The 26,119-nt window shown below is 68.1% G+C and carries 15 protein-coding genes; 6 read left to right on the top strand and 9 right to left on the bottom strand.

All coding sequences use genetic code 11. From position 1 onward, the window contains the following. Positions 1–83: 83 nt before the first annotated feature. Positions 84–1,958, bottom strand: a complete 1,875-nt coding sequence (locus tag ACWHYA_RS15280; protein WP_425940880.1) for a DNA/RNA helicase domain-containing protein — start codon at positions 1,956–1,958, stop codon at positions 84–86. 451 nt (positions 1,959–2,409) lie between these two features. On the opposite strand from ACWHYA_RS15280, the gene ACWHYA_RS15275 reads away from it, so the two are divergent. Both ACWHYA_RS15275 and ACWHYA_RS15270 read left to right on the top strand, forming a co-directional pair. Continuing rightward, positions 2,410–2,616, top strand: a complete 207-nt coding sequence (locus ACWHYA_RS15275) for a TM2 domain-containing protein (protein WP_425940881.1) — start codon at positions 2,410–2,412, stop codon at positions 2,614–2,616. Positions 2,617–2,651: 35 nt separating this feature from the next. Further along, on the top strand, positions 2,652–3,689 hold the full coding sequence (locus ACWHYA_RS15270) for a DUF2510 domain-containing protein (protein ID WP_425940883.1): 1,038 nt from the start codon (positions 2,652–2,654) through the stop codon (positions 3,687–3,689). A 34-nt stretch (positions 3,690–3,723) separates the two neighbouring features. Here ACWHYA_RS15270 and ACWHYA_RS15265 read toward each other — a convergent pair whose 3' ends face one another. The 6 genes from ACWHYA_RS15265 to ACWHYA_RS15240 all read right to left on the bottom strand — a co-directional run bounded on the left by ACWHYA_RS15265 (position 3,724) and on the right by ACWHYA_RS15240 (position 16,705). Beyond that, the gene (locus ACWHYA_RS15265; RefSeq protein WP_425940885.1) at positions 3,724–4,740 is read right to left on the bottom strand and encodes an EcsC family protein; all 1,017 of its coding nucleotides are present in this window, start codon (positions 4,738–4,740) and stop codon (positions 3,724–3,726) included. Positions 4,741–4,769: 29 nt separating this feature from the next. Next, positions 4,770–8,117: a Swt1 family HEPN domain-containing protein gene (locus ACWHYA_RS15260; RefSeq protein ID WP_448095606.1), complete on the bottom strand. Its 3,348-nt coding sequence runs from the start codon at positions 8,115–8,117 to the stop codon at positions 4,770–4,772. A 34-nt stretch (positions 8,118–8,151) separates the two neighbouring features. Next, positions 8,152–9,996: a GmrSD restriction endonuclease domain-containing protein gene (locus ACWHYA_RS15255; RefSeq protein ID WP_425940889.1), complete on the bottom strand. Its 1,845-nt coding sequence runs from the start codon at positions 9,994–9,996 to the stop codon at positions 8,152–8,154. 6 nt (positions 9,997–10,002) lie between these two features. Then, the gene (locus ACWHYA_RS15250; protein WP_425940890.1) at positions 10,003–12,801 is read right to left on the bottom strand and encodes a DUF1156 domain-containing protein; all 2,799 of its coding nucleotides are present in this window, start codon (positions 12,799–12,801) and stop codon (positions 10,003–10,005) included. Between the two features lie 181 nt (positions 12,802–12,982). Next, positions 12,983–16,351 carry a helicase-related protein gene (locus ACWHYA_RS15245; protein ID WP_425940891.1) on the bottom strand — a complete coding sequence of 1,123 codons (3,369 nt, stop codon included), beginning with the start codon at positions 16,349–16,351 and terminating at the stop codon, positions 12,983–12,985. A gap of 135 nt (positions 16,352–16,486) precedes the next feature. Beyond that, complete coding sequence (locus ACWHYA_RS15240; RefSeq protein ID WP_425940892.1) at positions 16,487–16,705, bottom strand: hypothetical protein; 219 nt, start codon at positions 16,703–16,705, stop codon at positions 16,487–16,489. A gap of 240 nt (positions 16,706–16,945) precedes the next feature. On the opposite strand from ACWHYA_RS15240, the gene ACWHYA_RS15235 reads away from it, so the two are divergent. Beyond that, complete coding sequence (locus ACWHYA_RS15235; RefSeq protein ID WP_425940894.1) at positions 16,946–17,605, top strand: hypothetical protein; 660 nt, start codon at positions 16,946–16,948, stop codon at positions 17,603–17,605. 51 nt (positions 17,606–17,656) lie between these two features. Here the strand turns inward: ACWHYA_RS15235 and ACWHYA_RS15230 are convergent, their stop codons facing one another. Both ACWHYA_RS15230 and ACWHYA_RS15225 read right to left on the bottom strand, forming a co-directional pair. Next, positions 17,657–21,013, bottom strand: coding sequence for a UvrD-helicase domain-containing protein (locus ACWHYA_RS15230; RefSeq protein ID WP_425940895.1), 3,357 nt, complete (start codon positions 21,011–21,013; stop codon positions 17,657–17,659). Beyond that, the gene (locus ACWHYA_RS15225; RefSeq protein WP_425940897.1) at positions 21,010–24,141 is read right to left on the bottom strand and encodes a PD-(D/E)XK nuclease family protein; all 3,132 of its coding nucleotides are present in this window, start codon (positions 24,139–24,141) and stop codon (positions 21,010–21,012) included. The genes ACWHYA_RS15230 and ACWHYA_RS15225 overlap by 4 nt, the downstream gene beginning before the upstream one ends. Before the next feature lie 115 nt (positions 24,142–24,256). Between ACWHYA_RS15225 and ACWHYA_RS15220 the strand changes: the two genes are divergently transcribed. From ACWHYA_RS15220 to ACWHYA_RS15210, 3 genes are all read left to right on the top strand, one after another. Continuing rightward, entirely contained in the window at positions 24,257–24,847 is a 591-nt protein-coding gene (locus tag ACWHYA_RS15220) for a hypothetical protein (RefSeq protein WP_425940899.1), read from the top strand. 38 nt (positions 24,848–24,885) lie between these two features. Beyond that, positions 24,886–25,302 carry a HEPN domain-containing protein gene (locus ACWHYA_RS15215; RefSeq protein WP_425940901.1) on the top strand — a complete coding sequence of 139 codons (417 nt, stop codon included), beginning with the start codon at positions 24,886–24,888 and terminating at the stop codon, positions 25,300–25,302. Positions 25,303–25,457: 155 nt separating this feature from the next. Next, on the top strand, positions 25,458–26,078 hold the full coding sequence (locus tag ACWHYA_RS15210) for an FMN-binding negative transcriptional regulator (protein WP_425940903.1): 621 nt from the start codon (positions 25,458–25,460) through the stop codon (positions 26,076–26,078). Positions 26,079–26,119 lie beyond the last annotated feature (41 nt).

Below are 26,119 nucleotides of genomic sequence, written 5' to 3'. Positions count from 1 at the left end.
CATCACGGGGGAGGCGTGTCCAGCACTGGAAGCCTGTCGATCCGTCGGTGTGTGGTTGTGGTCATGGGCGGCTAGGCCGCCCGCTACCTTCGGAGCAAGCTCCGGAGGAAGTCCCTGGTCTGCGGGTCGGTCGAGTAGATCCAGGCGCTGCGCATTCCCCGGGTCAGCAGGACCTTGTAGACGTTGCGCACCAGCCGGTCGAAGTCGCGGTCCGACACTTTCGTGCGGTTGCGCAGCACCGGGTCGCGGTTGCCCTCGCGCACGGCTCGCCACCGCCCGTCGCGCCACACCAGGTCCGGCCCGATGATGATCCCCGCGTGGTCGTACTCGAACCCCTGCGCGGTGTAGATGCACCCCACCTGCCCGAAGCCCGCCGGGTCCGTCGCCCACAGGGCCGCCGCCGGTGCGCCGCCAACAGACCGGTCACCCTTGAGGTTCCACGGCCGCGACCAGTCGCCGATCCGCACGTCCTGCACGAGCGTCCCGTCCGGCTCGGGGTCCGACCACGGCCAGCAGTAGCCTGCGGCCATCCTCGCCGTGTATCCGTCTTCCTGCCGCAGCGCCAGCACGTGCTCCAGCTCGTCGGGGGAGTCCACGACACCCACCTCGAAGGCAGGGTCACCACCCCACCGGATCGGCCCGCCGGGCGCCAGCCCGAGCAGCCGCTCGACCCACTCGACATACAGCGCCGACCCACCGCAGCGGAACTGGTCGTCGAGGTCGATCTCGTGCACGTCCATGCCCAGCGACTCGGCATACTCCGTGATCGCCTGGACCGTGCCCATCTCCCCAGGCCGCACGACCTGGTTCTGGTCCAGCAGGAAGACCGGCACCCGCGCAGCGCTCAGCAGCTCGTCGAGCTGCGGCCGACCCGTGCGGTGCTCCTTGCGGGTGTACCGCGACTCCGACGTCTCCCGGATGCGGTGCGCCTCGTCGAGGATGAGGCACTCGAGCTCGTTCGGCTCGGCCGCCATGAAGCTGTTGAAGTAGCTGAACATCTTGCGCACGCGCGGCGCCCGCGCCGCAGCCACCTTGCGCAGGGTCTTGGTGAACGACTGCGAGCCGGTCGCGTGCATGACCGCACGCCCCTGCCGGGACAGCTCGCCCATGACCGACAGGGCGATGACACTCTTGCCGCTCCCCGGCCCGCCGCTGACGACGATGGCCGTCTTGGTGCTGCCCCGCCGCGCTTTCTCGACCGCGTGCAGCACCAGCTCGTAGGCGTCGCGCTGCTCGTCGAGCAGGACGAACTGCTCACGCCGCTGCATCTCGTCGGCCGCCAGGGCCAGCAGCTGCTTTGAGGGGGCGATGCGACTGCTCAGCAGCCGATCGGCATATTCGGCGCCCGGCACCCCGGGCGCGAAACGGCTCCTAAGGAAGTCGAGGAACTCGCCCCGGTCCTGCCCGCTGAACATCCGCGCCGGCCTCTCGGGGTCGGGGACAGTCATGTCCCGCAGGTCCGCGATGCCCAGGTTGGTCGCGTTGTGCAGGTATGCCGTGCCCGCGAGCTCGTGCTCGTCCTCGGCCAGCGTGACGACGAAGTCGGTGAGGTAGTCGCAGTAGCCGCGCACCTGCTCCAGCGGGTGCAGCACCGGGTGGTTGCCGTAGCCGTCGATCCGCACCAGCACGTCGCTGTCCTCGAAGCGCTCCGCCTCGCTCCACTGCTTGAGCTCGACCACGAGGTATGACGCACGCCTGGTCTGCGGGTGCTGCCCGACGAGGACGACGTCGGCGCGCTTGCTGGTGAGCGGCAGCTGATACTCGACGAGCATCTCGACGTCCCCCAGCCCGGCGTCGAGTAGGTCGGCGCGCAGGCGGGGGAGACTGCGCTCCCACGAGCGCCGTTCGGAAGGTGAGGCCGACCGACCGGTGGTGATGGCCATCTGCTCCGCGATGTGCTGGGACAGCTGCGCTTCGGCGACCGACAGTCCGTGCGCGGACGATCGATGCAGGAACACGAACAGGACTCCCCAGGCAGCACGAAACTCGTGCGGGTGGGGGCGTGTCCAGAGAGGAAGCCCGTCGGGCCGCTATGACAGACGAACCATACAAGTCGTCACTCCCATGCCGGTCGCGGTGTGCCGCGGGTAGAGTGCGTCGTGCAGGGATGCGCCGGTGAACTAGGCGCAAGATGCCAGGGAGGCAGCAATGAGTGTGGGACCCAGCCATCTGCCCCCGCCAGCGCCCCGACGCCGGCCTCCACCGCCACCGATGACCAGTATGCCCCCACCGATCCCGGGCACGGGACTCGGTGCTCGTTCTCCCCGCGTAGGTGCTGAGGCAGTTGTGCCTCCGCCACTCCTCATCCAGCCGTCGCAGACACCGATCCCGGTGCACGCCCACATCCCCCGTCAGGAGCCCAACTCTCTGCAGGGACAGAGTGGCTTCGCTCCGCCAGCAAGCTCGGCGATGGACAAGTCGGTGGGCTTGGCGTACGTCTTGTGGCTCCTTCTCGGCCTGATCGGCGTCCACCACTTCTACATCGGCAAGATCGGCCGCGGGGTGGGGTATCTGCTGACCCTGGGCTGGTTCACCATCGGGTGGTGGGTGGACCTCTTCACGCTGGCGTCCCAAGTCAGGAGACTCAACACCGAACGACGGATGGGCCTGAGATGAGTCCAAGGCGGGGACGCAGGGCCATAAAGGTCGAGGTGGTCGAGCAGGATGAAGAGTACGAGGAGATCGAGGGCAAGTTCAGATTCTTGAAGGGCACCACGCCCGACCTGTCTCGAAAGACTCCGGGCGCGCTGCGCGCGACGACGCGCGACGACCAGAGGCACCTCGTAGGGCAGGCCGAGTTCATCCCAAGAAAAGATGACGACATAGAAGTATGGAGTCTGTCCGCGGACGACGTCTGCGAGACGGACGAAGATCCTCCTGACGTATTCGACGCCGTCCCGTGGCCCTTGGCCGTCGGCTTGCTAGGCCTCAGCGTCGTGGGCGCCATAGTCGAAGCCCGCAAGGAGAAGGAAAGGGTCAATGAAGCGGAGCAGCCGGCGCGGGAGATGGAGGCCGTCGTTGCTGCCCTTCCCCCTGCTGGTTGGTACTCGGTTGCATCCGACCTCCATGAGCTCCGCTATTGGGACGGCTCTGCCTGGACCAATGAGTTTGCAAGAGTGCGGGATGCCTCCACCGCTGTCCCTGCCGATTGGTACCCAGACCCCACCGCGCCGGCAAGCCGTTTGCGCTACTGGGACGGATCGTCATGGACAGAGCACCTCCAACCGACGAACGTTCCCGCTGACTGGTACCCCGATCCTTCAGACCCATCGTTCTTGCGATGGTGGGATGGCGCAATGTGGACCCACCACGTGGCTCCCGCGGTTGACGACGGGCGAGCGGGCGGGCTGTCGGTTGCTGTGAACGTCGGCCAAGACGACATCTACATGAGCTGCGGGGAATGGGAGGCTCACGTACGCGCATGGGCTGCCGCTGGCGCCCTCGAGCAGTCGCTGTGGTGGCGCATCACGCACGCCCACATCACGGATGCCTACCCTGGGATCTTGGAGACTCAGCGACGGATGCAGACCCTGACACCCGCCGAGAGCGCTGCGTGTCTGCAGTCCATCGTGCAAGGCAACCCAGCACTGACCCAGCAGTTTGCAGTGCACGAGCTGCTGGCGTTTCTTACCCGAGGGGAAGGGCGAACTGGCTCTAGACATCGGATGATGCTCAACGAGTGGCCCTAAGCCTGGCCCTGGGACGAGGTGGCACTCGACGTGATCAGTTCACCGCCTCGGAGCCACGCTCGTCCATGGCCCGCGTCTCCTCCAGGATCTCGTCCACATCGACGATCTCCTCCTCCGAGAGCGTCGGAACTGACGAACTCGTCCACTCACCGGGATCGATGCCGTACCTCTCCGACAGGGCGCGCAGGCGGTACACGGCCTGCGCCCGCTCGAAGGTCTTGTCGACGAGGGATGCCGTGAGGGCGGCATTGATTCCGATTCCAGCCACCGGCACGAGCTGAGCAAGCTTCCTCTGGGTGAGGCGGAGACCAAGGCGCTGGTAGACCTTCTGGAGCACTTTCACCAGCAGGTGCTTGTTCAGCTCGTTCCACGTCGCCCTGCGCATCATGCGCTGGGTCAACCGCGACAGGGCGGCCAGGGCCTGGGTTTTCGCACCGACATCACCGGCCATTCCCAAGGACAAGACACCCATCGCGAAGAGTTCCTCACCCGGATCTCGCATGTCGTAGCCGTACCGGCTGGCGATATCTCCTACGGCGCGTCCCATGAGCGCCAACGAGGCGACCGCATCCACGGCGACAGCGGCTACGACCACACCGGCAGTCGCACCGCCGCTGACGGTCGTCGCCACCTCTGACCCCGTCACGGCGACCGCAGTCGCTGCGCCCTCGCCCGCGGCGATGCCGGTGTAGAACTTCCGAGACGGCTGACGATGGTCCCTGTCCTCGAGCGGAAGCTCACGAACCTCGGCCATGCCGAGAACAGCCGTGCCCTTGCGTCCGTACATCTTCAGGACCGAATCGGCGGTGGCGGTGCGCAAGGCGGGCCTGAACGTAAGGGACAGGGTGCCGTCCATCGCGCGGCTGACGACGCCCTGGACGGATTCGGATCCTGGCAGCTCCTGGAACCGTTCTCCGGCACTTGAGACAAGCGCCGCGGTTCGCGCACGAACACGCGCGGGGACGATCTTGCGCCGAGACGCGTGCAGCACCCGGATCGAGTCGTCCCAGGCCCGTCGCTCATACGGTGTCATCCTGCTCAGGTCCGCCATACCTTCTCCTGCAGTTGTGCCGTTCATGCTCAACGCTCTTCGAACTGCGACTGGTCGAACTTGAGCACCGTCGCGTTCTCCTTGACCGTGCGCACTGTGGATTCGTCAAAGCCGGCATGGTCCTCCGCCTCAATCTCGACCCGCACTGTGACCGTGCGTCCAGGCTTGGCCAGGTGGACCAGCACCTCGTCGGCGATCTGCCTGAAGTCCAGCGTGTACCGGATCGGGTCGAGCACTGCTGTCGCGAAGTATCGGGTCATCACTTCCTCACCCGGCGAGGGAGGTGGCAAATCAGGGTCTGGTCCCGGCGACACCGGAGGTACGACCGTCACGTCGGGCGTGTCGGGTCGCTCCAGTGCCTCGAGCCGACGCTGCTCAAGAGCGACCTCGGGCCTGACCACCAGCCATTGGTCCGTCGGCTGGGGCGCCGGTGACTCACCGGGCAGCCACAGCCCCAAGTAACGCCCCGCTGCCTCGTCATACCGCTCCGCCAGAGCCACCCCGTCCCGCTCCCACGTGAGCGTGGTCGACTGGGTCAGCCCGTCCGTCAGGACGCCGCGAGCGGTCAACCGGGGCATGTAGGGGTAGTCCGTGTAGAGCCCCCACAGCTCGCCGACGCTCATGTGACCTGACGCCCACACTGTCGGCACCTGGTTGATCGCCATCCGCGCCGACGTCATCGCATGGACGTCGGCCAGGTCGCCGTCCGTCTTCAGTCGCTTGCCGACTTTCTCGGCGAGGGAGCCAGATCCCTCGACCTTGGTCTCGGCGATCACCCACGGCTCACGAGCGTTCGGCTGCCGTGCGTGCAGCACCCACTGGTAGGTCAGCTGCAGCCGGGCGGCAGCCGTCTCGTCCGCACGTTTGAGCTTCTCGTTCGCCTGCGCTTTTTGGTTGTCGGTCAGGTCCAGATCCGTGCTGGAGAGCACGTACCTCCAACCCAGGTACTCCCTCACCGAGCGCTCCAGCTCCTCGAGCCTCGACTCGTCCGCTGCGAGGAAGACGAGCATGTTGCGGTGGGTCCTATTCGAGCTCCCGCGCTTCTCGAGGGTCTGTCGTGCCGCATCGACCGCGGTCGAGCCCGGCTCCGTCCCGCGACGGCTCCTGTGAGACACCTTCGGGTGCAGCACCACAAGACGAGCCTCATCGGTGTCCGGTACGTCCGCGTCGGACTGCGGGCAGACATGGACGGCGCCGAAGATGCCACGCAGGCGGCCTTCCTCGGCCAGCCGCCTGACGATCTCCGCCCAGACGTCTTCGGGGTGCAGCCGCTCGGCCTGGTCCTTCGCGCTTCGGGAGATGTTGGCCTGGAGGTCGTACCAGTGCTTGCCCTGCCCTGAGTAGTAGTAGGTGGCCCGGTCCCCGAGGGCGTTGAGCGACGCGTGGAAGTCCCCCGTGCGGTCGCCAGGGACTGCCGTCCCCAGGAAGACCCGCTGGGTGTCGAGCCCCTTGTGCGCCGACCCGATCGTCGGGACCGCGCCGAAGAAGACCGTCCGCGCCAGTCGCTTCGTCAACGATCGGGACCCAAACTGCGTCTTCTCCTTGTCAATCCGCGCAGGTTCGGACTCCAGCCCGTCGACGTCCGCGTCGATGACTGCCTTCCACGAGTCCTGGAGGTACTGCGAGATCTCGGAATTCACCGAGGCAGCCGCGAGTGGGAGAGAACCTGGCATGATCAGCGGCCAGTTGTCCTCCCCCACCCAGAGCGCGTGGACGACGGCGTTCATCAACCGGAGCACACCACGCGTCCGCTGGAACCGCTCAAGGCTGGACCAGTCCTCGTAGAGACGTTCGAACAGCTCCGGATGGATCGGGTAGGTGTGCCTGATCCTCTCCTCGTAGTTCGGGTCGCGGGACTCGGCGGGGAAGTCGCCGGGGTTGGCTCGGTAGAAGTCCACGAAGGCACGCGCTGTGGCACCGATAGCCGCAAGGGCCTCCGCGTCGGGCGTGGTGAAAAGCCGTTGGCGCACGATGTGGTATGCCTCGGTGGACGACGCGGACCGCCACTGCTCGGCAACGCGACGCACGACGTTCTGCAGACGCTTGAGCGCCTCCATGCCGTGGGATCCGCCCACCTCTTCCATGTGGCCGACTGGCGGCTCCTGCCCCGCCTCGGAGACGCCCGTCTCCGATGCCGGGATCGAGATGGCGAGAACTATGCCGCCCGTGCCCTTTGCCGCCTCTGTCAACGACTGCGCGAACGTGAACTGATTGTCGAAGGTGCCGCCGGTGATCCGCTCCTCGTCCGGGCCTACGCCGTACAGGCTGCGGGCGTAGGCCACCCACTCGTCGATCAGGATGACCGCGGGGGAGTATGCCGCGAGGAGGCGGTGGAGGGCGGCGCCGGGCGGGGTGGAGGCTCGGTCGGCGTCGGCGACTATGGCGTAGCCCTTGGCGCCGCCGAGCTGCCAGGCCAGCTCCCCCCAGATGGTGCGGACGAATGTGCCGTCGGGCTTCTGCTCGCCGGTGGGGGCGAAGTGGTTGCCGACGATGGCTACCCGGTTGACGCGCTGACCGTCGAGCAGCTCGAAGTTGTGGGCGGCGAGCAGCTCCTGGACCTCCTGAGGGTAGTCACCGAGTCGCGTGGCCCCGGCGAGGTGCCACAGGGAGAGCATGGAGTGGGTCTTGCCGCCGCCGAAGTTGGTCTGCAGGTTGATGACGGGAGAGGCGTTGTCGTCACCGCGGAGCCGGTCCACCGCGCGACCTATGAGGTCTCGAAGGCCCTCGGTCAGGTAGGTGCGGCGGAAGAACTCGACCGGATCGGCGTAGTCCCTGCCGCTCTCCTCGCCGCTGGCCACCTTGTACAGGTCAGCCGCGAACTCCGAGGCCTTGAAGTTGCCGCTCGCCACGTCCTGGTGGGGCGGAAGGACCTCGCGCCATGGACGCAGCCCACCTGAGAGCGGACTGGTCGACACGGTCTGCTTGAGGGTGCGTCGGTCGTCCTTGTCGGCGCTGACGCGACGCAGGTTGGTGCGGATGCGGGCCACCTGCTCGGCCGCGGCAGGAGCGCCGACCACCGTCAGTAGGCGTTCTGCGGTGTCCAGCGCGCGGTAGGCGTCGTCGTCGGTGAACGGCTTGTTGTGCGCCCAGGCGTTGCGGACCTCGCGAAGCTCGCTGGCGTAGGACTCACCTGCGCGCCCGATGGCGTCCGACAGCGGATACCAGTGGGGCCGGTACCCGGTCGTGATGTTCTTCTCGGTCAGCATGCGGAACTGCACCTGCGGGTCCAGCGGGTCGTACTCCTTCCCGGCCGGCGCACCGTTGCGCACGTCCTTGCCTTGGACGAGCTTCGTCCAGTCAGCACCGAGGGCAGGGTCGTCACGTCCCACTGCGGTGGAGATGAAGTCGTCCAGCGCCGGAGCGAGAAGCTCGAACATCTGCCCGATGCGATCGCGATTGCTCAAAGCCATATCAGGACGCCTCTTCCTCGATCAAGTCCTCAGCAAGCTGTGCTTCGTCGAAGTGGGCGGAGTCCTCTTCCGCGTGACCTTCGTCGACGTCACGCTGGACGGACTTGCCGATAGCGGTCTCGACCAGCAGACAGAGCCGTTCTCGCCGGGCGACGAAGTATTCGTCGAAGTCGTCACTGCGCAGATGTGAGGCGTCGATGAGGTGGGTCGAAAGCAGCTGGTCGAGCCGCGTCGCGTCCACCTGGGCACGAGACTCGATAGAGCGCAGGTATTCGGATGGGGCTGCGCCCCCGATGGTCCTGTTGGTGCGAGCGCTGATCGTCGTCTTGTTGACGATGCTTTCGCGGCGCTCGTCGTCGATGGCATGGTCCGCACACCACTTCTGCGGGAAGACGTGGTGGATGTCCACGGCCAGGTCCATGTACTGCACCTTGTCGAGCGCCTTGTCCTCCATCCAGTCCCTCGCGCCTCCTCCCAGGATCAGAGCAGCGATGCCCTTGTATGCCGCCGCATTACGCGTCCGCAGCGAGTGAAGTCGCGACTCGGTGAAGTTGGCGTCGGCAACGGTGCGGGGCAGGGGCTGTTGGGCATCTGTGGCCCACGGCGGGACCATCTCGATGTCGCGGGCGAACCGGCTCTCGATGGCCGACCCGTACAGTTCGCCCAGGACGCCGCACCAGTACCAGCGAGCGAGCCGCTCGCTCACCCCCAGCAGGTCCGCGTCTTTTCCGAGGACGACCTTGATCGCGGCCAGCGGGACCAGCTGCTTGGCATAGGGCACGTCTCGCTTGGTGAAGATATGGCGGTCTGCCAGGAAGGTCGCCGCCCACACGAACGCTTCCCGCAGAGGCTCGCGCCACTCCAGGTAGTCGTTGAGGGTGAGCTTCAGCACGTCTTCGCGCTTGGCCGAGATGGCCGGTGGTCTGTCGGACGTGTCCGCCAGGTGGCGCTTCCGCGTGGTGAGCATGGTGACGGCTTGGAGGAAGTCGGTGTTCTCAACGGCGGTCAGCACCTGCTGTGCCGCCCAAGATTGCTGGATCTCTCGCCAGTCGTCGTTGAGCCTGAAGTCCTCACCGGTGCGGGCGAAGTGTTCTGGGTCACCGGCGAACATGGCAGTGAGGAGTTCGAAGACGTTGAGCGGCAGGCCCCCGATGTTGACCTTCTCGAAGACCGTCGCCACGGCGGCCTTCTCTGTCCGCTCGTCCAACACGATGGCGGGGATGTCGTACGTGGCAGCCGGCTTGATGAAGTCCTCGTGGAAGCGTTTGCCGAGTGCGCGGTCCTCAAGTTCCAAGATCCAGCTCATGTAGTCGCCGTACAGGAGGTGCAGAGGGAAGTACCCCTGCTCTCGCTGCTTGTGCTCGTCGCTGAGGTCCAGAACCACGTCCTTGCCGAAATTGGTGCGGATGACACCGTCGGCAGGAACGGAGATCACAGCCTCGTCGACCCGGTCCGAGCCACTGAGGGCCGTCTCCATGTGGACCAGGTAGCGCCGCTCGAGCAGCTTGCCCCGGCTGTCCTTGGTGTCCACGTGGCCCGTCCCGCTGAGCGCCTGTGTCAATGACGTGAGCCGCTGCTGACCGTCGAGAAGCAGGAAGAGAGCCTCATGGCCGGGAAGGAGTTCCACACCCTCGATGGCCCTGGGCTTGAACCGTACCTGCGTGTTGCCTGTCTTGAGCAGCATGACCGCACCCATGGGGTGGCCGCGCAGGACAGTGATCAGCAGCTGCCTGATTCTCTCGTCTTCCCACTTGTAGCCGCGCTGGAAGTCAGGAAGCTGGATGCCCCCGGAGCGGGTCCATGTCAGATACTCACCCAGCTCGTACATCGGTGTCAGGAACCCCATGGTGAACTACTCCTCCTCGAACGTGAACGCGTCTTGCCTGCTGCCGGGTCGGGCGTCGGCGGCGTCGATGATGTCCGGCCACGAGGTGACCACGCTGTTGAACGCGATCGCGTCCTGAGTGCGGCCGTCCTGCTCCGCAATGCGGAACAGCAGGTGGCCGAGCTCCTTCAGGAGGTCAGCTTCCACGTCGCCCTGCGTCCTCGCCAGCGTTTTCGACAGAAATGCGCCAGCGCCGGTGATGCCGTCAGCCTCGAGTACGCGCAGCAGGTGGTGCAGCACCTCCCAGGTGCTCACCTGCAGATCGGCACCCACGTCATAGGTCGCATCGAGGTTGGCAGGCTTTCGGAGCGTGACGCTGCCGGCGCGGGAGGTGAGGATGCCGTAGCGCTCGAGTGCGTCCACCGCAGTGTTGCGGGCCCGGGCCAGGTTGTCCGCGTCACCGTACTTGCCTGTGCCGTACCCGTGCTGGCGGTACCACGCGATCGCGAACCGCGTCGTCGCGTCGAAGTCAGTCTCCTGCTCAGCGAGAACCTGATCGAGGATCTCGTTGATTCGTTCGAGCGCTGATCGGACGGACATCGCGCTACCGTCCGGCTCGAGGACGGCGGAGTAGCGCGAAAAGACTGCCATGCCCGGACCGATCGCGGCCTGCGGTAGGTCAACCGGTGCGATCGCACCTTGCTGCAGCTTGCGAAGGGCCTCGGGAAGTTCTGCCTGTAGAGCGGCGATGAAGCCTCGCCGGTCGGTCGTGGACGCGTCGTCGGGGCGAGGGCGAAGCGCAAGGACGATGGATGACGCCAACGCGTTAGTGCCCGCACCGATCATGCGTGTGGACATTTCCGTCCGTACTGGCCATGTTGCGGTGACCGCCCATCCACCCTCAATCATCCCCTCCAGAAGCGTCTGCCAGCCAGAAGAGGACTCGCCGGAATACGACGACTCTGACTGCTTAAACGCGTAGTAGACAGTCATCAGAGTGTCGACGACGGCTGCCTGTCGAGCCTGTCGGAATACATCTCGAAAACCGTCTTCGAAGAAGGTCTTGGCGCCCTCTTTGCCCTGGTGGCGATACTGGTTTGCCACGAGTTCGTCGTTCTTTGGAACGAGCAGGGTTGTGAGCAGTGACGGGTGAACTGCTCGCAGTGTTTTGCGAAGCCACACGTAAAAGAAATCCGAAAGGTCGGAATAGCCTATGTTGTCGTAATACGGCGGATCTGTCGAGATCGTCATCGCCAGCGACCGTCTGCGTGCGTCGGCTTGATTTGCAGTCCCTATGGTTGCAGCTGGCGAGCTCGCCACAACTTTGGAGGCGCCGTCGACCACTCCAGTCCAATCACCGCCCGCACCTGCAAAAGGCATCGTCTCTGCGTAGTCCCACACCATGGGTATCGCCTGTCGACCGAATGCTGGCGCTGTCTTGTCGGCGTCTGGACGCCATCTCGCGAGTGTGCAATGAAATACCGACATTTTGCTGGCGCAGAGACCCAGATATGTGGCGACGGCGTCTGCGTAGGCGGTAGCGTCGGTGCCGCCCGCCTCGAGGGGGTCGCCCTCGTCCATGCCGGAGGCAAGAGCGTCGGCGAGGACTCGATCGCGGGCCTCCATGACGAGGTCGCTGAAGGTGGTGAGGGCGGTCAGCTGCCTAGCGGTGAAGAGGTTCACGAAGCGAGTCAACCCGTATCGGTAGACGTTGATCCGCCCCGGCCAATCGAAGAGCTCACCTGGGGGGACATCCTCCGGTGCCTCGACCGCCGCAGCTGTCACGTCTTTCGGTGTCGGGGCCAGGTAGACCCTCGAGCGACTTCCCTCCGCGACAACGGCCATCAGCCTGGCGCCCAACCCGATCTTGCGACTGGTCGACCGGACATGCTCCAGAGTGACGCCCGATTGACAAGCGATGCAGATAGCACCAGTGCGTCCGACCGTTCCATCAGTCGTGGTGGTCGGCGCCGTGGCCTTGTCGTGGCCGATGTCGAACGTCACCCGCAAGCCTGACGGATGCATGGGGTCGCCGACGACGGAGGGCACGACATACGCCTCCTTGCCCTTCTTCTTTCCAAGCCACCACGACCTCACGAGCGGCATCTCGATCCCGCACGCCGGGTTCGGGCAGGTAACAGTGCGAGCCCAGATCCACGCAATGACCGTTGCTTTGGTGCCGTCAGGCAGGTCGGCCTTCGGGTAGAGGTGACCGATGCGCCGCTGGGCCTCGTCGCGCATCCACTCACCGTAGGCGCGGACGTCAGCCGCCAGCCCCTGGGCTCTCTGCCAGCTGACGAGCTCGTCCTGCAGCGAGGGGTGAACCGGGGGACGGCCGGAGAACTTCGGCGGGATCTCGATGAGCGCCTTGTTGATGAGAACGGCCACCGGGTTCAGATCGGAGGCGTGGACCTCCAGGCCGAGACGCTGTGCCTCGAGCGGGATCGTCCCTCCGCCCGCGAACGGATCCAGGATGGGGGGCGGGTTGCCGTTGGTGGACTTGCGGATCTCCTGGCGTGCCTCCTCGAGGACGCGCTCGTCCTTCGTCGCCTCCCACGGGACGAGCCGCTCGAGGATGCGGTGCAGCCGTTCCCGCTCAACGCGCTGATCCTCCTCCGTAGGGAACTTGTCTGGGTGGCTCGACGGATCGTCGACCAGCTGGGCGAAGAGCACAGCCCGGGCGGCGGCGAGGGGGCGACGGGCCCACCACAGGTGCAAGGTCGAGGGGTGGCCGTGGCGGATCGACTTCTCTCGCGCCGACTCCCGGTTGATCACCTCGAGGGGGAGTGCGACCTCGATCAGCTTGCGCCGTGGCGTCTCTGCCATGTGATGCCCCATCTGTCGTCAACGCTGGGCGCGCCGACGACATCCCCTGATGCGGATGGCCTGAGCGTGCCCACTCACTTCCGTCACACCATACAAGTCGGATTGGCGGCTCCTGCGGGCGGAGTAGCACGTAGCGGTTGCCATCCGAAAGGCGGGGAGCGCCACCCAGAAGACGGCAAACTCACACGGGATCTCGACCGGAGACCCACGTTTTGTTCCAGCTCAGGACGACCTTCTCGGTGAAAAGACTGCCGAGGTCGACGGTGCGGAAATGGTCGACCAAATAGCGGATCTCGTCGTGCTCGGGCCCGCGAGGGTCGACCTTGACGAGCACCAAGCGGTGGGCGTTGGTGGTGTTCTTCCCGACCATGACCTCGCTGTGGGTCACGACGAAGTCGTCGGCTCCTTCGACACGGGCCTTGACCTCAAGAAAGACAGTGCTCCCGTCGGGGGAGACAGAGGCGATGTCGTAACCCTTGTTGTTGTGGGCCATCTCGGTGGGCTCACGTCCCAGTGCACGCTCGGCGGCCAACGCAGCGTCCACGCCTCGACGTTCGCTCAAGGTTGTGTCGACAGGGGGGCGGTCGCCAGGAGGCTCGGTCGTGTCTCGATTTACGTCGTCCAGCCACGACGCGGGCACGACGACGGCTGCGCACGCCACCCGCGGGGGAGGGGTGCGCATGGTGCGCTGACGCTCGATGTGCGCCAGTCTCTGGACGAGCCGAGCCTGGAGGTCGTCCGCCTTCCGGCTGAGGCTGGCCGAGGACTCCTTCACCGCCTGCCCGACCGACTCCTTCGCGGACGCGGCCAGTGCCTCGCTCCCGAGACGGGTGATCTCTGCGCGCAGCCTCGTCTCGACCGCGCGAGCCGCAGCGTCGAGCTCCTCCCGGCGGCGGGGGGCGAGCTGCGCGACATAACCGGGGAGTTCGTGCTCGACGAGCCAGGAGACTGCCGCCGACTCCGCACCGTCCAGCCACGCCATACTTCTGGCTCTCTCCGTCAGCGACTCCTCGGGAGCTGCGACGCAGTCGAGGTACGGGGCGGCGCCTGCTGCGGTCACGGTGCCGTGCTCGTCGGCGTAGGCGTAGCCGAACGTGCGCCCGACGACCTCACCCGTACCGTCGAGGACCTCCTCGGTGACGCCGACGAGGAGCCGTGGCTCGTCGAGGTCGGGGGAGACTAGGACGGTGCCGCGCTCGAGGGCTTCGCCGGCTTGGTCGAGGGTCACGGCCATGACGGCGTCGTGCAGCGGGTGACCGGGTGCGAGCAGGTCGGCGCGTTCGCTGCCGGGGTGGTCGATCGACGCGATGTCGAACGTGACGCGAAGGTAGCGGGAGGCGATCGCTGCCCTGCGTGTGCGCAGCTCGGCCGGCACGCGGCTGATCTCGTAGCGCCCTTTCTCGCGTCGTGCAATGCGCCCGCCGAGTCGCTCGAAGCCGGCGCGGAAGGCCATCTCGATGTAGTGCGGCTGCAGCCGACGTGCGCGGGCCTCGTCCATGCGGCGCCGGAGGTTGGCCAGTTCCTCGGGGGAGAGGATCTCGTGGGCCAGGGCCTGGTTCATCAGCTCGTTCAGGCCCTCGGCCACACCTGCGTCGATGACCTCCTGCATGCGGGCACGCACCTCGGGTTGGTCGCCGTAGCGGATGGCCTCCATGAGCAGGTCGCGAAGGGCTTGGTCGCCGAAGGCGTCGCCACCGAGGACGTCGAAGATCTTGCCGCCGTACGCCTCGCGCTGCTCGTCGATCTTGTCCAGGAGACGCTTGAAGACCTCACCCTCACGGGTCGTGATCGCCACGAGGTTCCAGAGACGGCATACCTCGGTCTGCCCGATGCGGTGGATGCGGCCGAACCGCTGCTCGATGCGGTTGGGGTTCCACGGAAGGTCGTAGTTGACCATGAGGTGGGCGGCCTGGAGGTTGAGCCCCTCCCCGGCGGCGTCGGTGGCGACGAGCACCTGGCACTCGGGGTTCTTGGTGAACTCCTCGGCGATCCGGCGACGCTCCACCCGGTTGACCCCTCCGTGCATGGCGACGATCGCCTCCTTGCGCCCGAGCAGGGTGCCGATGCGCTGGACGAGGTAGTCAAGGGTGTCCCGGTGCTCGGTGAACACGATCAACTTGCGCGGCGTCGCCCCGTCGCGCCTCAGGACGTTGCCCTCGAGGATGGAGCGCAGCTCGGCCCACTTGACGTCGCGCTGGCTCGACCGCACCAGCCCTGCCTGCTGGACCAGCACGTCGAGCTCGGCGATTTCGGTGCGGAGCTCGGCCTCCGTGCGCGCGGCGGTGGCCGCGTCGACCAGCTCCTCCTCCCAGACCTCGGCCTCCTCCGCGGACCAGTCGTCGTCGGCCTCGGGGAGGTATGTGGTTGGTGCCGGACTCGCGAGGACTCCGACGCCGTTGGCGAGGTCGTCCGCACGACTGCGGAGGCGGGCGGTGCGTCGGCGAAGTGACTCGTGGATGGCGGCGGGACTTGAGGCAAGGCGGCGTTGCAGCACGGTGAGGGCGAAGCCAACCGTGCGGCGACGGCCGCTGTCCAGGGCGTCCGCTCGGCCCATTCCTTCCCGGACGTAGTCGGTGACCGAGTCGTAGAGGTCCTGCTCGAGGGGCGACAGCTCGTAGCTCACGGTCTCGGCGCGCCGCTCCGGGAAGAGCGGTGTGCCGTCGAAGGTGAGGAGGTCCTCCTTGATCATCCGCCGCATGAACCTCGAGGTGTCGACCTTGCGGTTCGGTCCATCCGACGCGGCCTTCCCGGCGAACTCGTCCCGGTCGAGCAGCGAGAGGAAGGTCTGGAAGTCCGCCTCGACCCCGTTGTGGGGTGTAGCCGTCATCAGGAGGAGGTGCCTGGTGATGTTGCCCAGGCGTTCACCGAGGTCGAAGCGACGAGTGCGGTTGAGCTTGCTGTTGAACCAGCGGGCTGACATGCGGTGTGCCTCGTCCACGACGACGAGGTCCCACTCGGAGTCGTTGAGCTGCTCGAGCAGGAGCTCATTGCGCGCGAGCTGGTCCATACGGGCGATGAGGTAGGGCTTGTCATCGAAGACCGAGCGACCCGGCGCGGTGTCCCCGTCACCCGCGGCCAGGACGCCGAAGCGCAGGCCGAACTTGAGGAAGAGCTCGTCCTGCCACTGGTCGACCAGACCGCCCGGTGCAACGATCAGGCATCGGTGGACGTCGTCGCGGAGCATGAGCTCCTTGATGAGCAGGCCGGCCATGATGGTCTTCCCTGCGCCGGGGTCGTCGGCCAGCAGGAAGCGCAGAGGTCGCCGGGGAAGCATCTCGCCGTAGACGGCGCGGATCTGGTGGGGGAGCGGCTCGACCTCGCTGGTGGCCACGGCGATCATCGGGTCGAAGAGACCAGCCCGCTGGATGCGCTGCGCCTCGGCCGCGAGCTTGAAGTCGTCGGCGGGGGCGTCGAAGGGTCGGCGGGAGCCGACCGCGAGGCTGAGGCGGTCCTCGTCCGAGCGGTAAAGGACTGCCTCTTGGATCGGGCCGGTCGGTGGGCGGTAGACGAGGTTGAGGGCATCGGCCCCGTGCCATGCAACGGCAACCACGGTGACGGAGGTGTTGGGTACGACACCAGTGACCGAGGTACCCGCGTTGATTTCTTCGAGACGCACGGTCCTGACCCTATGCGGCCAGTTTCCCGATGGGCTCCGGGGCCGTGGCTGAGAACTTGACCAAACGGATCAGTCGACCTCGGGCTGGCCCTCCAGAGCGCCGTCGATGGCACTCACCATCGCCTTGGCCATCTCCTGATAACCACCCCGCCACTTCTTGCTGCGCTCGTAGTTGTCGTCATCGACGAAGCTGCGAAGCGTCTCGAGCTGCTTGCGGGTAAGGAAGCCCGACACGACGTAGCCAAGAACCTCCCCGCCCTTCTCGACAGGCTGGGCATCGAACGTCACGGGGCTGTACCTGGGCATCGCTTCTCCTCGCACTACGTTGTTCGTGTGTGAACTATAGGCCGAACGGGGCACACCGTGCTGCGTCCTTAACCGGTGCGGCGAGTGTCCGGTGGTCTACGATCTGGGTCCTGACGACACTGTCGGGCTCAGCGTCATCAATCCCTCATGTGAGCAGGGAGAGCTGGCAAGGGTGACCAACGAAGGATGGACTCGCGCAGGGACCGACTGAAAGCAGAGTAGATGACCGAGACCCCAAACGAGAACGACTTCGATGAGGTGCTCGACACAGGCATTCGGACCTGTACCAGCCATCTCGAACCCGACGACCTATTGGAGGTGTTTCGCGGCCGATCAGGTGAGGCGGAGCTCAATGACCTGCTCCGACACGCCCTGAACCGTAGCGTCCGAGAACGTGGCTGGGTCGCCGAACGTGAGGTGACTGACGGGGTCGAGGGGTTAAGGCGAGTGGATCTTGCCGTGACGGATACTTCCCGTGGTTGGACACGTCCCGCCCGGGTCGCGTGGATCGAAGCCAAGCTCCAGTACCCGGCCAACGCGTTCATCAGTCCAGGTATGTTCACCGGCTTGGCAGGCAAGTCGTCGGCCGCCGACGAACACAGGCTCGCCGCGGCGGCGACCTCGACGCCGAAGTACTTGTTGACGTGGGTGCCTCACTTGGCGAGGTCGGTCCGTCCCATCAAGTACGCACGTGGGCACATTCGGCGCGGTGATGAGTGGGTCTCGAATCCCGCATACGACCAGTGGCGAGAGGTAGGAACGCGGCTGCTCGAGGGCCTTGGCTCCACTCGCGTACTGACGATCCGAGAAGAACGTGGCAGCAGCGGAGACCTGACCTTGGACGCCTGGGTTACGCGCATCGCAATCCCACGGAGCGATTGAGGGAGCTTGGCCGGGCAGGGGCTGTACTTCGGAGCGGGCAGCAGGAGACTGCTACCGATCCTGTGGCCCTGTTGAGCTGACCACGTCGACGGTGCCGCCGCTCATGCACAAAGTCGCAGCTACCTCTGAATCGCCGACGGCGCGGCCGACCAGATCGGCGTAGGCGAACACCTGGGGGGCGTAGAACCTCGCCCTCGACTCAATGGCCTCCGCAGGAACGTCGTCCGTCTTGTAGTCGACGACCACCAGGCCCCCGTCGTCCTCGCGATAGAGCAGGTCGACGAACCCCTCCAGCACCGTGCCGTCCTCCTGCACCGTCGCGACGTAGGACTCCCGCCAGTGGTCGTGCTCGGCGGCACGGCGCACCACGTCCGAGTGCAGGAACGATCGGGCCAGGTCTCTCACCACCTCGGCGTAGTCCGTCACGCTCTCGGCCCAGCACTGGGCCGCCACGGCGTCGTCCAGACCAGCACCTGTGGCGAGGTCGACGGTCTGCATCACGCCGTGAACAGCACGGCCTATCGCCGAGCCGTACCGCCCCTTGACCCACGCTGGCCGTTCCACGTCGCGGCCCCCCTTCGCTGTGGACCTCGCCACCTGATCGCCCTCTGCCACCGCGACGTTTCCGCCCATGCCAGCGTCTGCGGACGCAGTCCCCGCCGGAAGACCGGTCAGCTCGATCTCGGGGTCGGTGCCTTCCACCCCGGACGCGCTGATAGCACTGCGTCGCCGTGACGCGGCGACCGCCTCGTCCAGGCCTGCGCGCCACGACGTCCAGTCTGGTGGCCGCGGAACGGTCCGTGCCGCCCTGACCGGCTGCGGCTCGCCGGGACTCCCCACGGATTGAAGCGTCGCCGCGCCACCCACCTCCGCAGCCCCGACGCCCGCCAGCAGGTGCGACATGGTGCCGTTGCCGCTGCGGCCGTTCGCCGACCGGTGCATCGACACCACCAGGTGGTCCTTCGCCCGGGTCGTCGCGACGTAGAGCAGGCGCCGCTTCTCCAGGTCGCTCATCTGCTCGTCGACCGGCTGGGCGTCGGCGAAGTCACCGGTGGTCAGATCCTTGCCGAGTGAGATCGCGAAGCCGTCGTCGGTCCACAGCAGCTGGACGCCGCCGCGGTTGTTCGGCTTCGACGACAGGCCCGAGACCACCACCATCGGGAACTGCAGCCCCTTCGCAGCGTGGACGGTCATGATCCGCACCGAGTCGACGTCCGACTCCGGCAGCACCGCCTCGCCGGCGCGGGAGGTCTCCGACGCCTGCGCCTGCGCCCAGGCCAGGTAGGCGCGCAGCCCGCCGTGCTCGGTCTCCGACCATGCCCGGGCCTGGTCCACGACATACCGCAGCCGCCGCTGCCAGGTGTCCCGCACGCGAGGTCCGTGCGCCGCCACTTCCTGCATGCGGCGGTCGACCATGAGCCGGGTGAGCACCTCGCTCGGGGTGAGCCAGCGCGCCTCGTCGTGCAGGCTCCGCAGGTATGCCGTGGCCCGCCCCACGGGGTGGTCGCTCAGGTGCTCGGACACCGGGCTCAGCAGGTGGAAGGTTCCGCCGTCCCGGCGGTAGGTGAACAGGTCGTCGTCACCGCAGCCGAACAGGCTGGACCGCAGCGCCGTGACGAGGGAGAAGCCGTCGGAGGTGTCCGCGATGCTGCGTAGGGCGGCGAAGAGGTCGCGCACCTCCTGGGCCTGGTAGACGATCGAGCTCGACTCGGTGCGGTAGTCGACACCGGCCGCGTCCAGCGCCTCCTCCAGGAAGGGCACCGACGTCCGGGCGGGCACCAGGATCGCGATGTCGTCCTCACGCAGCGGTCGCCAGACACGACGGCGCCGGCCGTGCTCGTCCCGCTCGTCCGTCTCCGCCTCCGTGGTCCACCCCTCGTCGAGGGCGCGCCGGATCGCGGCCGCGACGTCGGTCGCCTCCCGGCGGCGCACCTCGTCGGCGGACGGCTTGTCCGTGTGCTCGTCCGAGCCGAGCACGGCGACCGCCGGCCCGACCGTCGGGGCGGACCGGTGCGGTGCGAGCGCCTCGTAGGCCGGCTGCCTGTCGGGCTGCTCGGTGATCAGCTGGGCGAATACGGCGTTGACCCACTCCAGCACCGGAGCGCCGCTACGGAAGTTGGTGGTGAGCGAGACATGGTCGCCCAGCGTGTCGCGCGCCTGGAGGTACATGCGGATGTCGGCCCGGCGGAAGCGGTAGATCGACTGCTTAGGGTCGCCCACGACGAAGAGGGAGCCGGCCGGCACCTCCACGTCGCGCCAGTCGGGCTGGTCGGCCGCCGCGCCGCCGGCGATGCGGACCGCGATCTCGACCTGGATCGGGTCGGTGTCCTGGAACTCGTCGAGCAGCAGCCGCCGGTAGCGCTGCTGCAGCGTCTGCCGCACCTCGGGGTTGCGCAGGAGCAGGTCGCGGGCGAGCACCAGCAGGTCGTGGAACTCCAGCCGGCCCTCCCGCCGGCGCGCGTGGGCGGCCTCGAGCACCCGCTCGCCGCACCAGCGTACGATGACCCGCAGGCAGCGGTCCTTCAGCTCGGCCAGCACCTGGGCGACCTCGGTCTGCCAGGTCCTGCAGTCGGATCTGAGCTGTCCCAGGTCCGACCAGTTCTTGCCCCGCCCGTGGTGCCACCGCAGAGCCTCCACCGCCTGCAGCGACTCGACGGTCGATGCGGGGTCTGTCGCTCCCGCGCGATGCGCCTCGACCCACTCGGCCAGCTTGGTGAGGCGCCCGACGAAGAGATCCTCGGGGTCGGCACAGGTGTCGGCGTTGGCGGCGAGCTCCACCGCCCGCTCCACGAGGTGGTCGACGTCGGGCAGCGTCGCGGGTTCCGGCGCCGGCCCCCCGACGACGTGCGTCTCCACGAGGTCCCAGTCCGCGTTGAGCTTGGCCACGATCGCGCGCACCTGGTCGACCTTCACCCCGGCGGCCAGGGCCAGCTCGAGCGTGGGCGCGAGCTTCTCGTCGTCCAGCAGCAGCCCCCGCAGCTCCGCCCACCGGGCCTCGAACGCGACGGAGGAGCCGACCTCGTCGAGCACCTCGACCAGCGGCGGCACACCGGCCTCGATCGGGTGCTCGGAGAGGATCCGCTGCGCGAAGGAGTGCAGGGTGCCGATCGCGGCCAGGTCGAGCCCCTCGAGCGCCGCCTCGGCGCGGGGGCGCTGCTCGTCGTCGCCCACGCGTGCGACGTGCTCGAACGAGGCACGCAGCCGGTCGCGCAGCTCCGCCGCGGCGCGCTCGGTGAAGGTCACCGCCGCCACCGCCTCGATCGGTATGCCGTCGCGCAGCACGAGCGTGGACACCCGGTCCACGAGGGACTTGGTCTTGCCCGACCCCGCGCCCGCCTCGACGAAGAGGGTCTCGTCGGTCCGCTCCCGGATGCGCCGGCGGGCGGCCTCGTCGGTGAGCTGCGTCATACCCCGTCCTCCTCGGCCTCGGCCGGCGCGGCCAGGGCGTCGGGCTCCACCAGCCCGGTGTAGTCCTGCAGCTCGGGCGTCGTGCGGAGCAGCTCCCACCGCTCGCGGATGTCGGCGTGCCCGAGGCCGTCCGGGTTGCACGCCGAGCACTGCGTGAAGCTGTAGTCCGCCCTCTCCGGCGCCCGTTGGGGGAAGGCTCCCCGGGCGATGCCGTCGACGAGCAGGGCGAGCGTCTCGGCATACCGCTGCATGACCGCCTCGGTGAGCGGCAGCTGGACCCGGCCGGTGTCCTTGCCGGCGAACCAGTAGAGCGCCTCGACCGGGGTCTGCCCGTCCCCGTGCGCCGCCCGGGCGGCCAGTGCGTAGGCCGGGAGCTGCAGCTTGCTGCCCCCGAGCACCGGGTCGTCCTCCATGCCCTGGAATGAACCCTTGCGGCCGGTCTTGATGTCCGTCACGAGCAGACCGCCGTCTCGGCGCCGGTCCACCTTGTCGGCGGACCCGCGCAGCAGGACCTCCCGGCCGTCCGGCAGCGCGACGTGCACGGGCGCCGCGCCGTGTATCCCGAACCTCAGCTCGCTGGTGACGACCGCCGCGCCGTGCTCCGCGCGCCAGGCGTCGTCCTCGCTCAGCATCCGGTCGAGGACGGTGCGGAGCCACTGGCGCTGCCGGGCCCACAGGCGGTGATGCCCGGTGCGCCCCTCCGCCTCGTAGCGCTCGCCGAGCTCCTCCCCGAGCTCGAGCAGCCGCGCCCGCTGGGCCGGGGTCCACGGCTGCCCGTGACTGGGCAGCTGCCCCTGCGCCGCGGCCTCGGCGACCAGGCCGTCCAGGGCCTCGTGGACGAGGGAGCCGAGGTCGGCGGCGCTGATGGTGATGATCTCCTCGGGGGCCTCCACCGGCTCGACCCGCAGCAGCCGCTGCAGGAAGTAGGCGTGCGGGCAGGTCGCGTAGCTCTCCAGGGCGGTGGGGGAGACGGCGGACGTGCCCGCCCCGTGGTCGGGGAGCCCGGTGACGCCCGCGAGGTTGCCGTCGAAGCGGCTGAACGTCTCCCCGCGACGAGCACGGACCAGCTCTTGCGTCGCGGCCACGACCGGGTCGTGCGGGGCGACGCCTGCCAGGTGCGCCCGGACCCGCCACTCCTGCTCCGTGGCCGGGTGCCGAGTCGTGCGCAGGCTGCCGGCGAACGAGGGGGAGCCCTCGATGGTGTCGCGCGCGTTGCTCGCGCCGCGCTCCCACTCGGTGGCGGGGAGGTCGGGGTCGCCGCTGAGCGCGCGCAGCGAGGGGAGCAACCAGCGCGAGGGGAGCCGGTGGGAGTGCCGGCGCAGGTCGCCGCGGGGGAAGCTGGCGGTCACGTGCGGGGCGGAGTCGAACGCGGCGAGCAGGCTCCGGAGCGTCCTGTCGGCGCGGCGTCGGCGGCTGCGCAGGGCCCAGCCGGTGGCCTCCCGCGCGCGCTCGGGCAGGAGGGAGTCCTCCCGCAGCGTGCCGGGGCAGAGGTCCTCGGTCAGACCCACGACGAAGAGCGCGTCGAGGTCGAGCCCGACCGCCTGCTCGACCGGGGCGACGAGGACGCCCTGGCCGAAGGTGCCGACGCGGGGGAGCGCGCCGTCCAGCTCGAGGCCCAGGATCTCCTCCACGCCGGCGAGGGACGGGGTGGTCGGCGTGCTGTCGAGCGCGCGCAGCCGCGACAGCGCGCTGCGCACCGTCACGAGGGCGTGCTGCTCGGCGGGCGGCAGGTACCGGTGGGTGGAGGGCGGCAGGAGGTCCTCGAGTATGCCGTGCAGCACCTCGGCGGCCGCGGTCCAGGTGGGCGCCCGGTCCAGGTCGGCGAGCCGGCGGCGCAGGGTGGCCATGAAGCGCTGCATCGAGGCGGTCGCGTCGCGGTGCCGGGTGAGCCGGTCGCGGGTGCTGTCGTAGAGGTCGTCGTCCTCGAGCTGCCGCTCGAGGGAGTGACGGTGGAAGTCCAGGCGCTCGTGCCAGTCGTCGCCGGAGACGACGCCGGCCTCCCGGGTGATGCGCTCCCAGAGCGGGAGGGGCAGCGTCGTGGTCCCGCGGTCCGGGTCCTCGAAGGTGGTGACGGGGAGCTCGCCGACGGCTCTGAGCACGTCGGCGCGGCGGTAGCCGGTGCGTGCGGTCTCCAGCAGGCCCAGGACGAGCCGGGCGACCGCCCGCTCGGCGACGGGGCGCACCCCGGGGCCGTTGACCTCGATGCCGGCGGCGGCAAGGTGCTCGTGGAGCAGGCGCGCGTAGGGGTCGCGAGCGGCATACAGGACCGCGACGCGGTGCGCGGGAGTGGTCCGCAGGGTCTGCACGACGTCCCGGACGACGCAGCGGACCTCGTCGTCGGAGTCGGACGCGTGCAGGACGCGCTGCACCGTGGGTGGGGTGCGGGGCGGCGGGGGCGGGACGTCGGGCGCGATGGCTGCGACCGACTCGGTCACGGCGGCGTCGGCGCGAGCGTCGCCGGTGTGCCCGGCGACGATGTGGGTGTCGGTGAGCCCGGCGAGCGTCGCCGCCAGGGCGGTCTCGGCGTGAGTCAGGTCCAGGGGCAGGTAGATCACCACGCTGCCGAGCTCGGCCGCGCGATCGGCCGTGAGGGTCGCCGCCGCCGTGTGGAGCAGGTCGGTCTCGTCGTAGTGGCCGTCGGCGATCCGCTCTCGCGCTGCGCGGTGGACGCGCACGACCTCGGCGCACAGGCTGCTGGTCCCGGAGACCAGGTCGCACGCGGAGTCGTCCACGTCGCGCAGGTCGTGGTGGGCGCGGGCGAGGGCGCGCGCCGTCGACGGGTGGTCGGCCACCTCGCCGAAGACGCCCGGGTCGTCCAGCAGCACCCCGCGGACCGTGGCGCCGACGAACGCGCGGGTGGCGGGTCGGCGGCCCGTACCGGTGAGCCGTGGTGCGGCGAGCTGCTCGGCCAGCCGGGGGAGCGTGGTGATCCACAGGCCTGCGACGGCCGGCCGGTCGGGATGGAAGCCGCGAGCGAGGTGGCGGCGGGCGACGATGCCGGAGATGTTGCTGGGAACGACGAGGGTGACGGGGTGAAGGGGGTCGTCCTGCTTGAGGTGGGCGACCACCTGGGTGAGGGCGTCCGGCGCCGATCGGCCGTAGGACGACCACGTCACATCTACCGGCACCGGCCCTCCTTCAGTGTCCTGATGACACCGTACATAGAGCGCCGAAGGCCTTGGGGCAGGGCATCCGCCGCGGAGAACACTTGTTCTTCGCTTAACTGAGAGATATCTTCCGTCTATGCGAAGTCAGGGGCCAGCCCTGCTGCCGATCTTCCGCTCGCAGCACCAGGCAGAGCTGCTCATGTGGCTCTTCCTGCACCCGGAGCAGGAGTACGGGGTGACCGAGCTTGCCGACCGTGTTCGTGCCCCGCTCTCGACTCTCCACCGTGAAGTGGTCCGCCTCGAGACGGCCGGTCTGATCTCCAGTCGGAGCCTGGGGCGCAACCGTCTTCTTCGCGCCAACCTGGGGCACCCGGCGAGCCGACCGCTGGCCGAGCTCCTCGACCTGAGCTTCGGTCCCAGGGTGGTCGTGGCGGACGAGTTCGCCATGCCGGGGGCCGAACGCGTGGTCATCTTCGGGTCCTGGGCTGCGCGGTACGCGGGCGCGGTGGGGCCTCCGCCGCACGACATCGACGTGCTGGTCGTGGGAGACGTCGACCGGGCAGACGTGTACGAAGCGGCGGAGCGGGCCCAGGAACGTCTGGGTCTGGAGGTCAACCCGGTCGTGCGGTCTCCTCAGGAGTGGCGTGAGCCTGTGGATGCGCTCGTGGCTCAGATCAGGAGCACCGCTCATACTGCTGTGATCGGAGGCGACGAGGGGGAGGGCTGATGGTCCGGTGGGGACAGGGCGAAGCTTCGGTGCGGTCCATGATCGAGGCGGGCGATCTTCAGCAGGTTTCGGGTGGGGCCGCCAACGGTGAATCGCTCCTGACCAGAGCGTCCACGACACTTGAGAGCGCTCGGTCCGTCCTTGAGAACGACCCGGACTCTGCGTTCGTCCTCGCCTACGATGCCGCGCGTCACGCGTTGACAGCCCTGCTGACGCACCAGGGTCTGAGGCCGACGACCCGAGGCGGGCACTACGCTGTCGAGCGCGCGGTGAAATCTCAGTTCGGCCCCGTCTTCCGTCAGTTCGGTGCTCTGCGGCGTCGACGTAACGAGCTCGAGTACCCGACGCGTCCAGGCAACGACGCCACCACGGACGAGGCTCGCGACGCAGTCGAGCGGGCCGCTGAGATCATCGACGACGCCGCGCGACTGCTACCGGACCTGGGGCTCTTCTGACCTGACCAGTTCGCCCCACCTCCGGGGGGCATGGAGGACTTCACCGTAGGGGCGGGTCTTTACCGGGCTGATGCAACGTGTTCCTCGACACCGAGGAGAATGGCTGAAACCCAGGACGGGCCGGGGAGACGGCCGCGGACGACGACGGAGGCGCGATGCGGCATACCCCGCACTATCTGATGACCGACCCGGACGAGGTCCGGCGACTGATCCGGAACCATCCGTGGGCGACGATCGTCTCGCCGAGCAGCACCGGTCTGGTCGCGTCGCACTACCCGGTCATCCTCGACGAGCGCGCCGACGGCCCGGACATCACCATCCTCAGCCACTTCGGGCGTCCCGACGACCGGCTGCACGAGCTGGGTCGGCACGAGATCCTGGTCATCGTCCAGGGGCCGCACGACTACATCTCGCCGAGCTGGTACGCCCCCGGCGACCTCGTGCCGACCTGGAACCACGTGACGGCACACCTGTACGGGACGCCCGAGATCCTCGACGAGGAGGAGAACTACGCGGCGCTCTCCCTCCTGACCGACCACTTCGAGCGGGACCGGCCCGGCGGTCGCTCGCTCGCCGAGGACGAGCCGGCCACCCGGCGGGAGGCCAGGGGCGCGGTGAGCTTCCGGATGCGGGTCGACCGGTTCGACGCGCGCGCCAAGCTCAGCCAGAACAAGTCGCCCGAGGTCATCGACAACGTGATCGACCACGTGGCGGAGCACAACGCCGGTCTCGCTGAGGAGATGAAGCGGGTCCGGGAGGGACGCCCGGAGTTGTGATCTCGCGCCAGGACGATGCCGGTTCGCCCTGGATGTGTGGT

The organism is Ornithinimicrobium carbonis (assembly GCF_977012275.1).
Note: the sequence above shows the minus strand (reverse complement) of the source record. Positions and strands in the feature narration are given on the sequence as shown.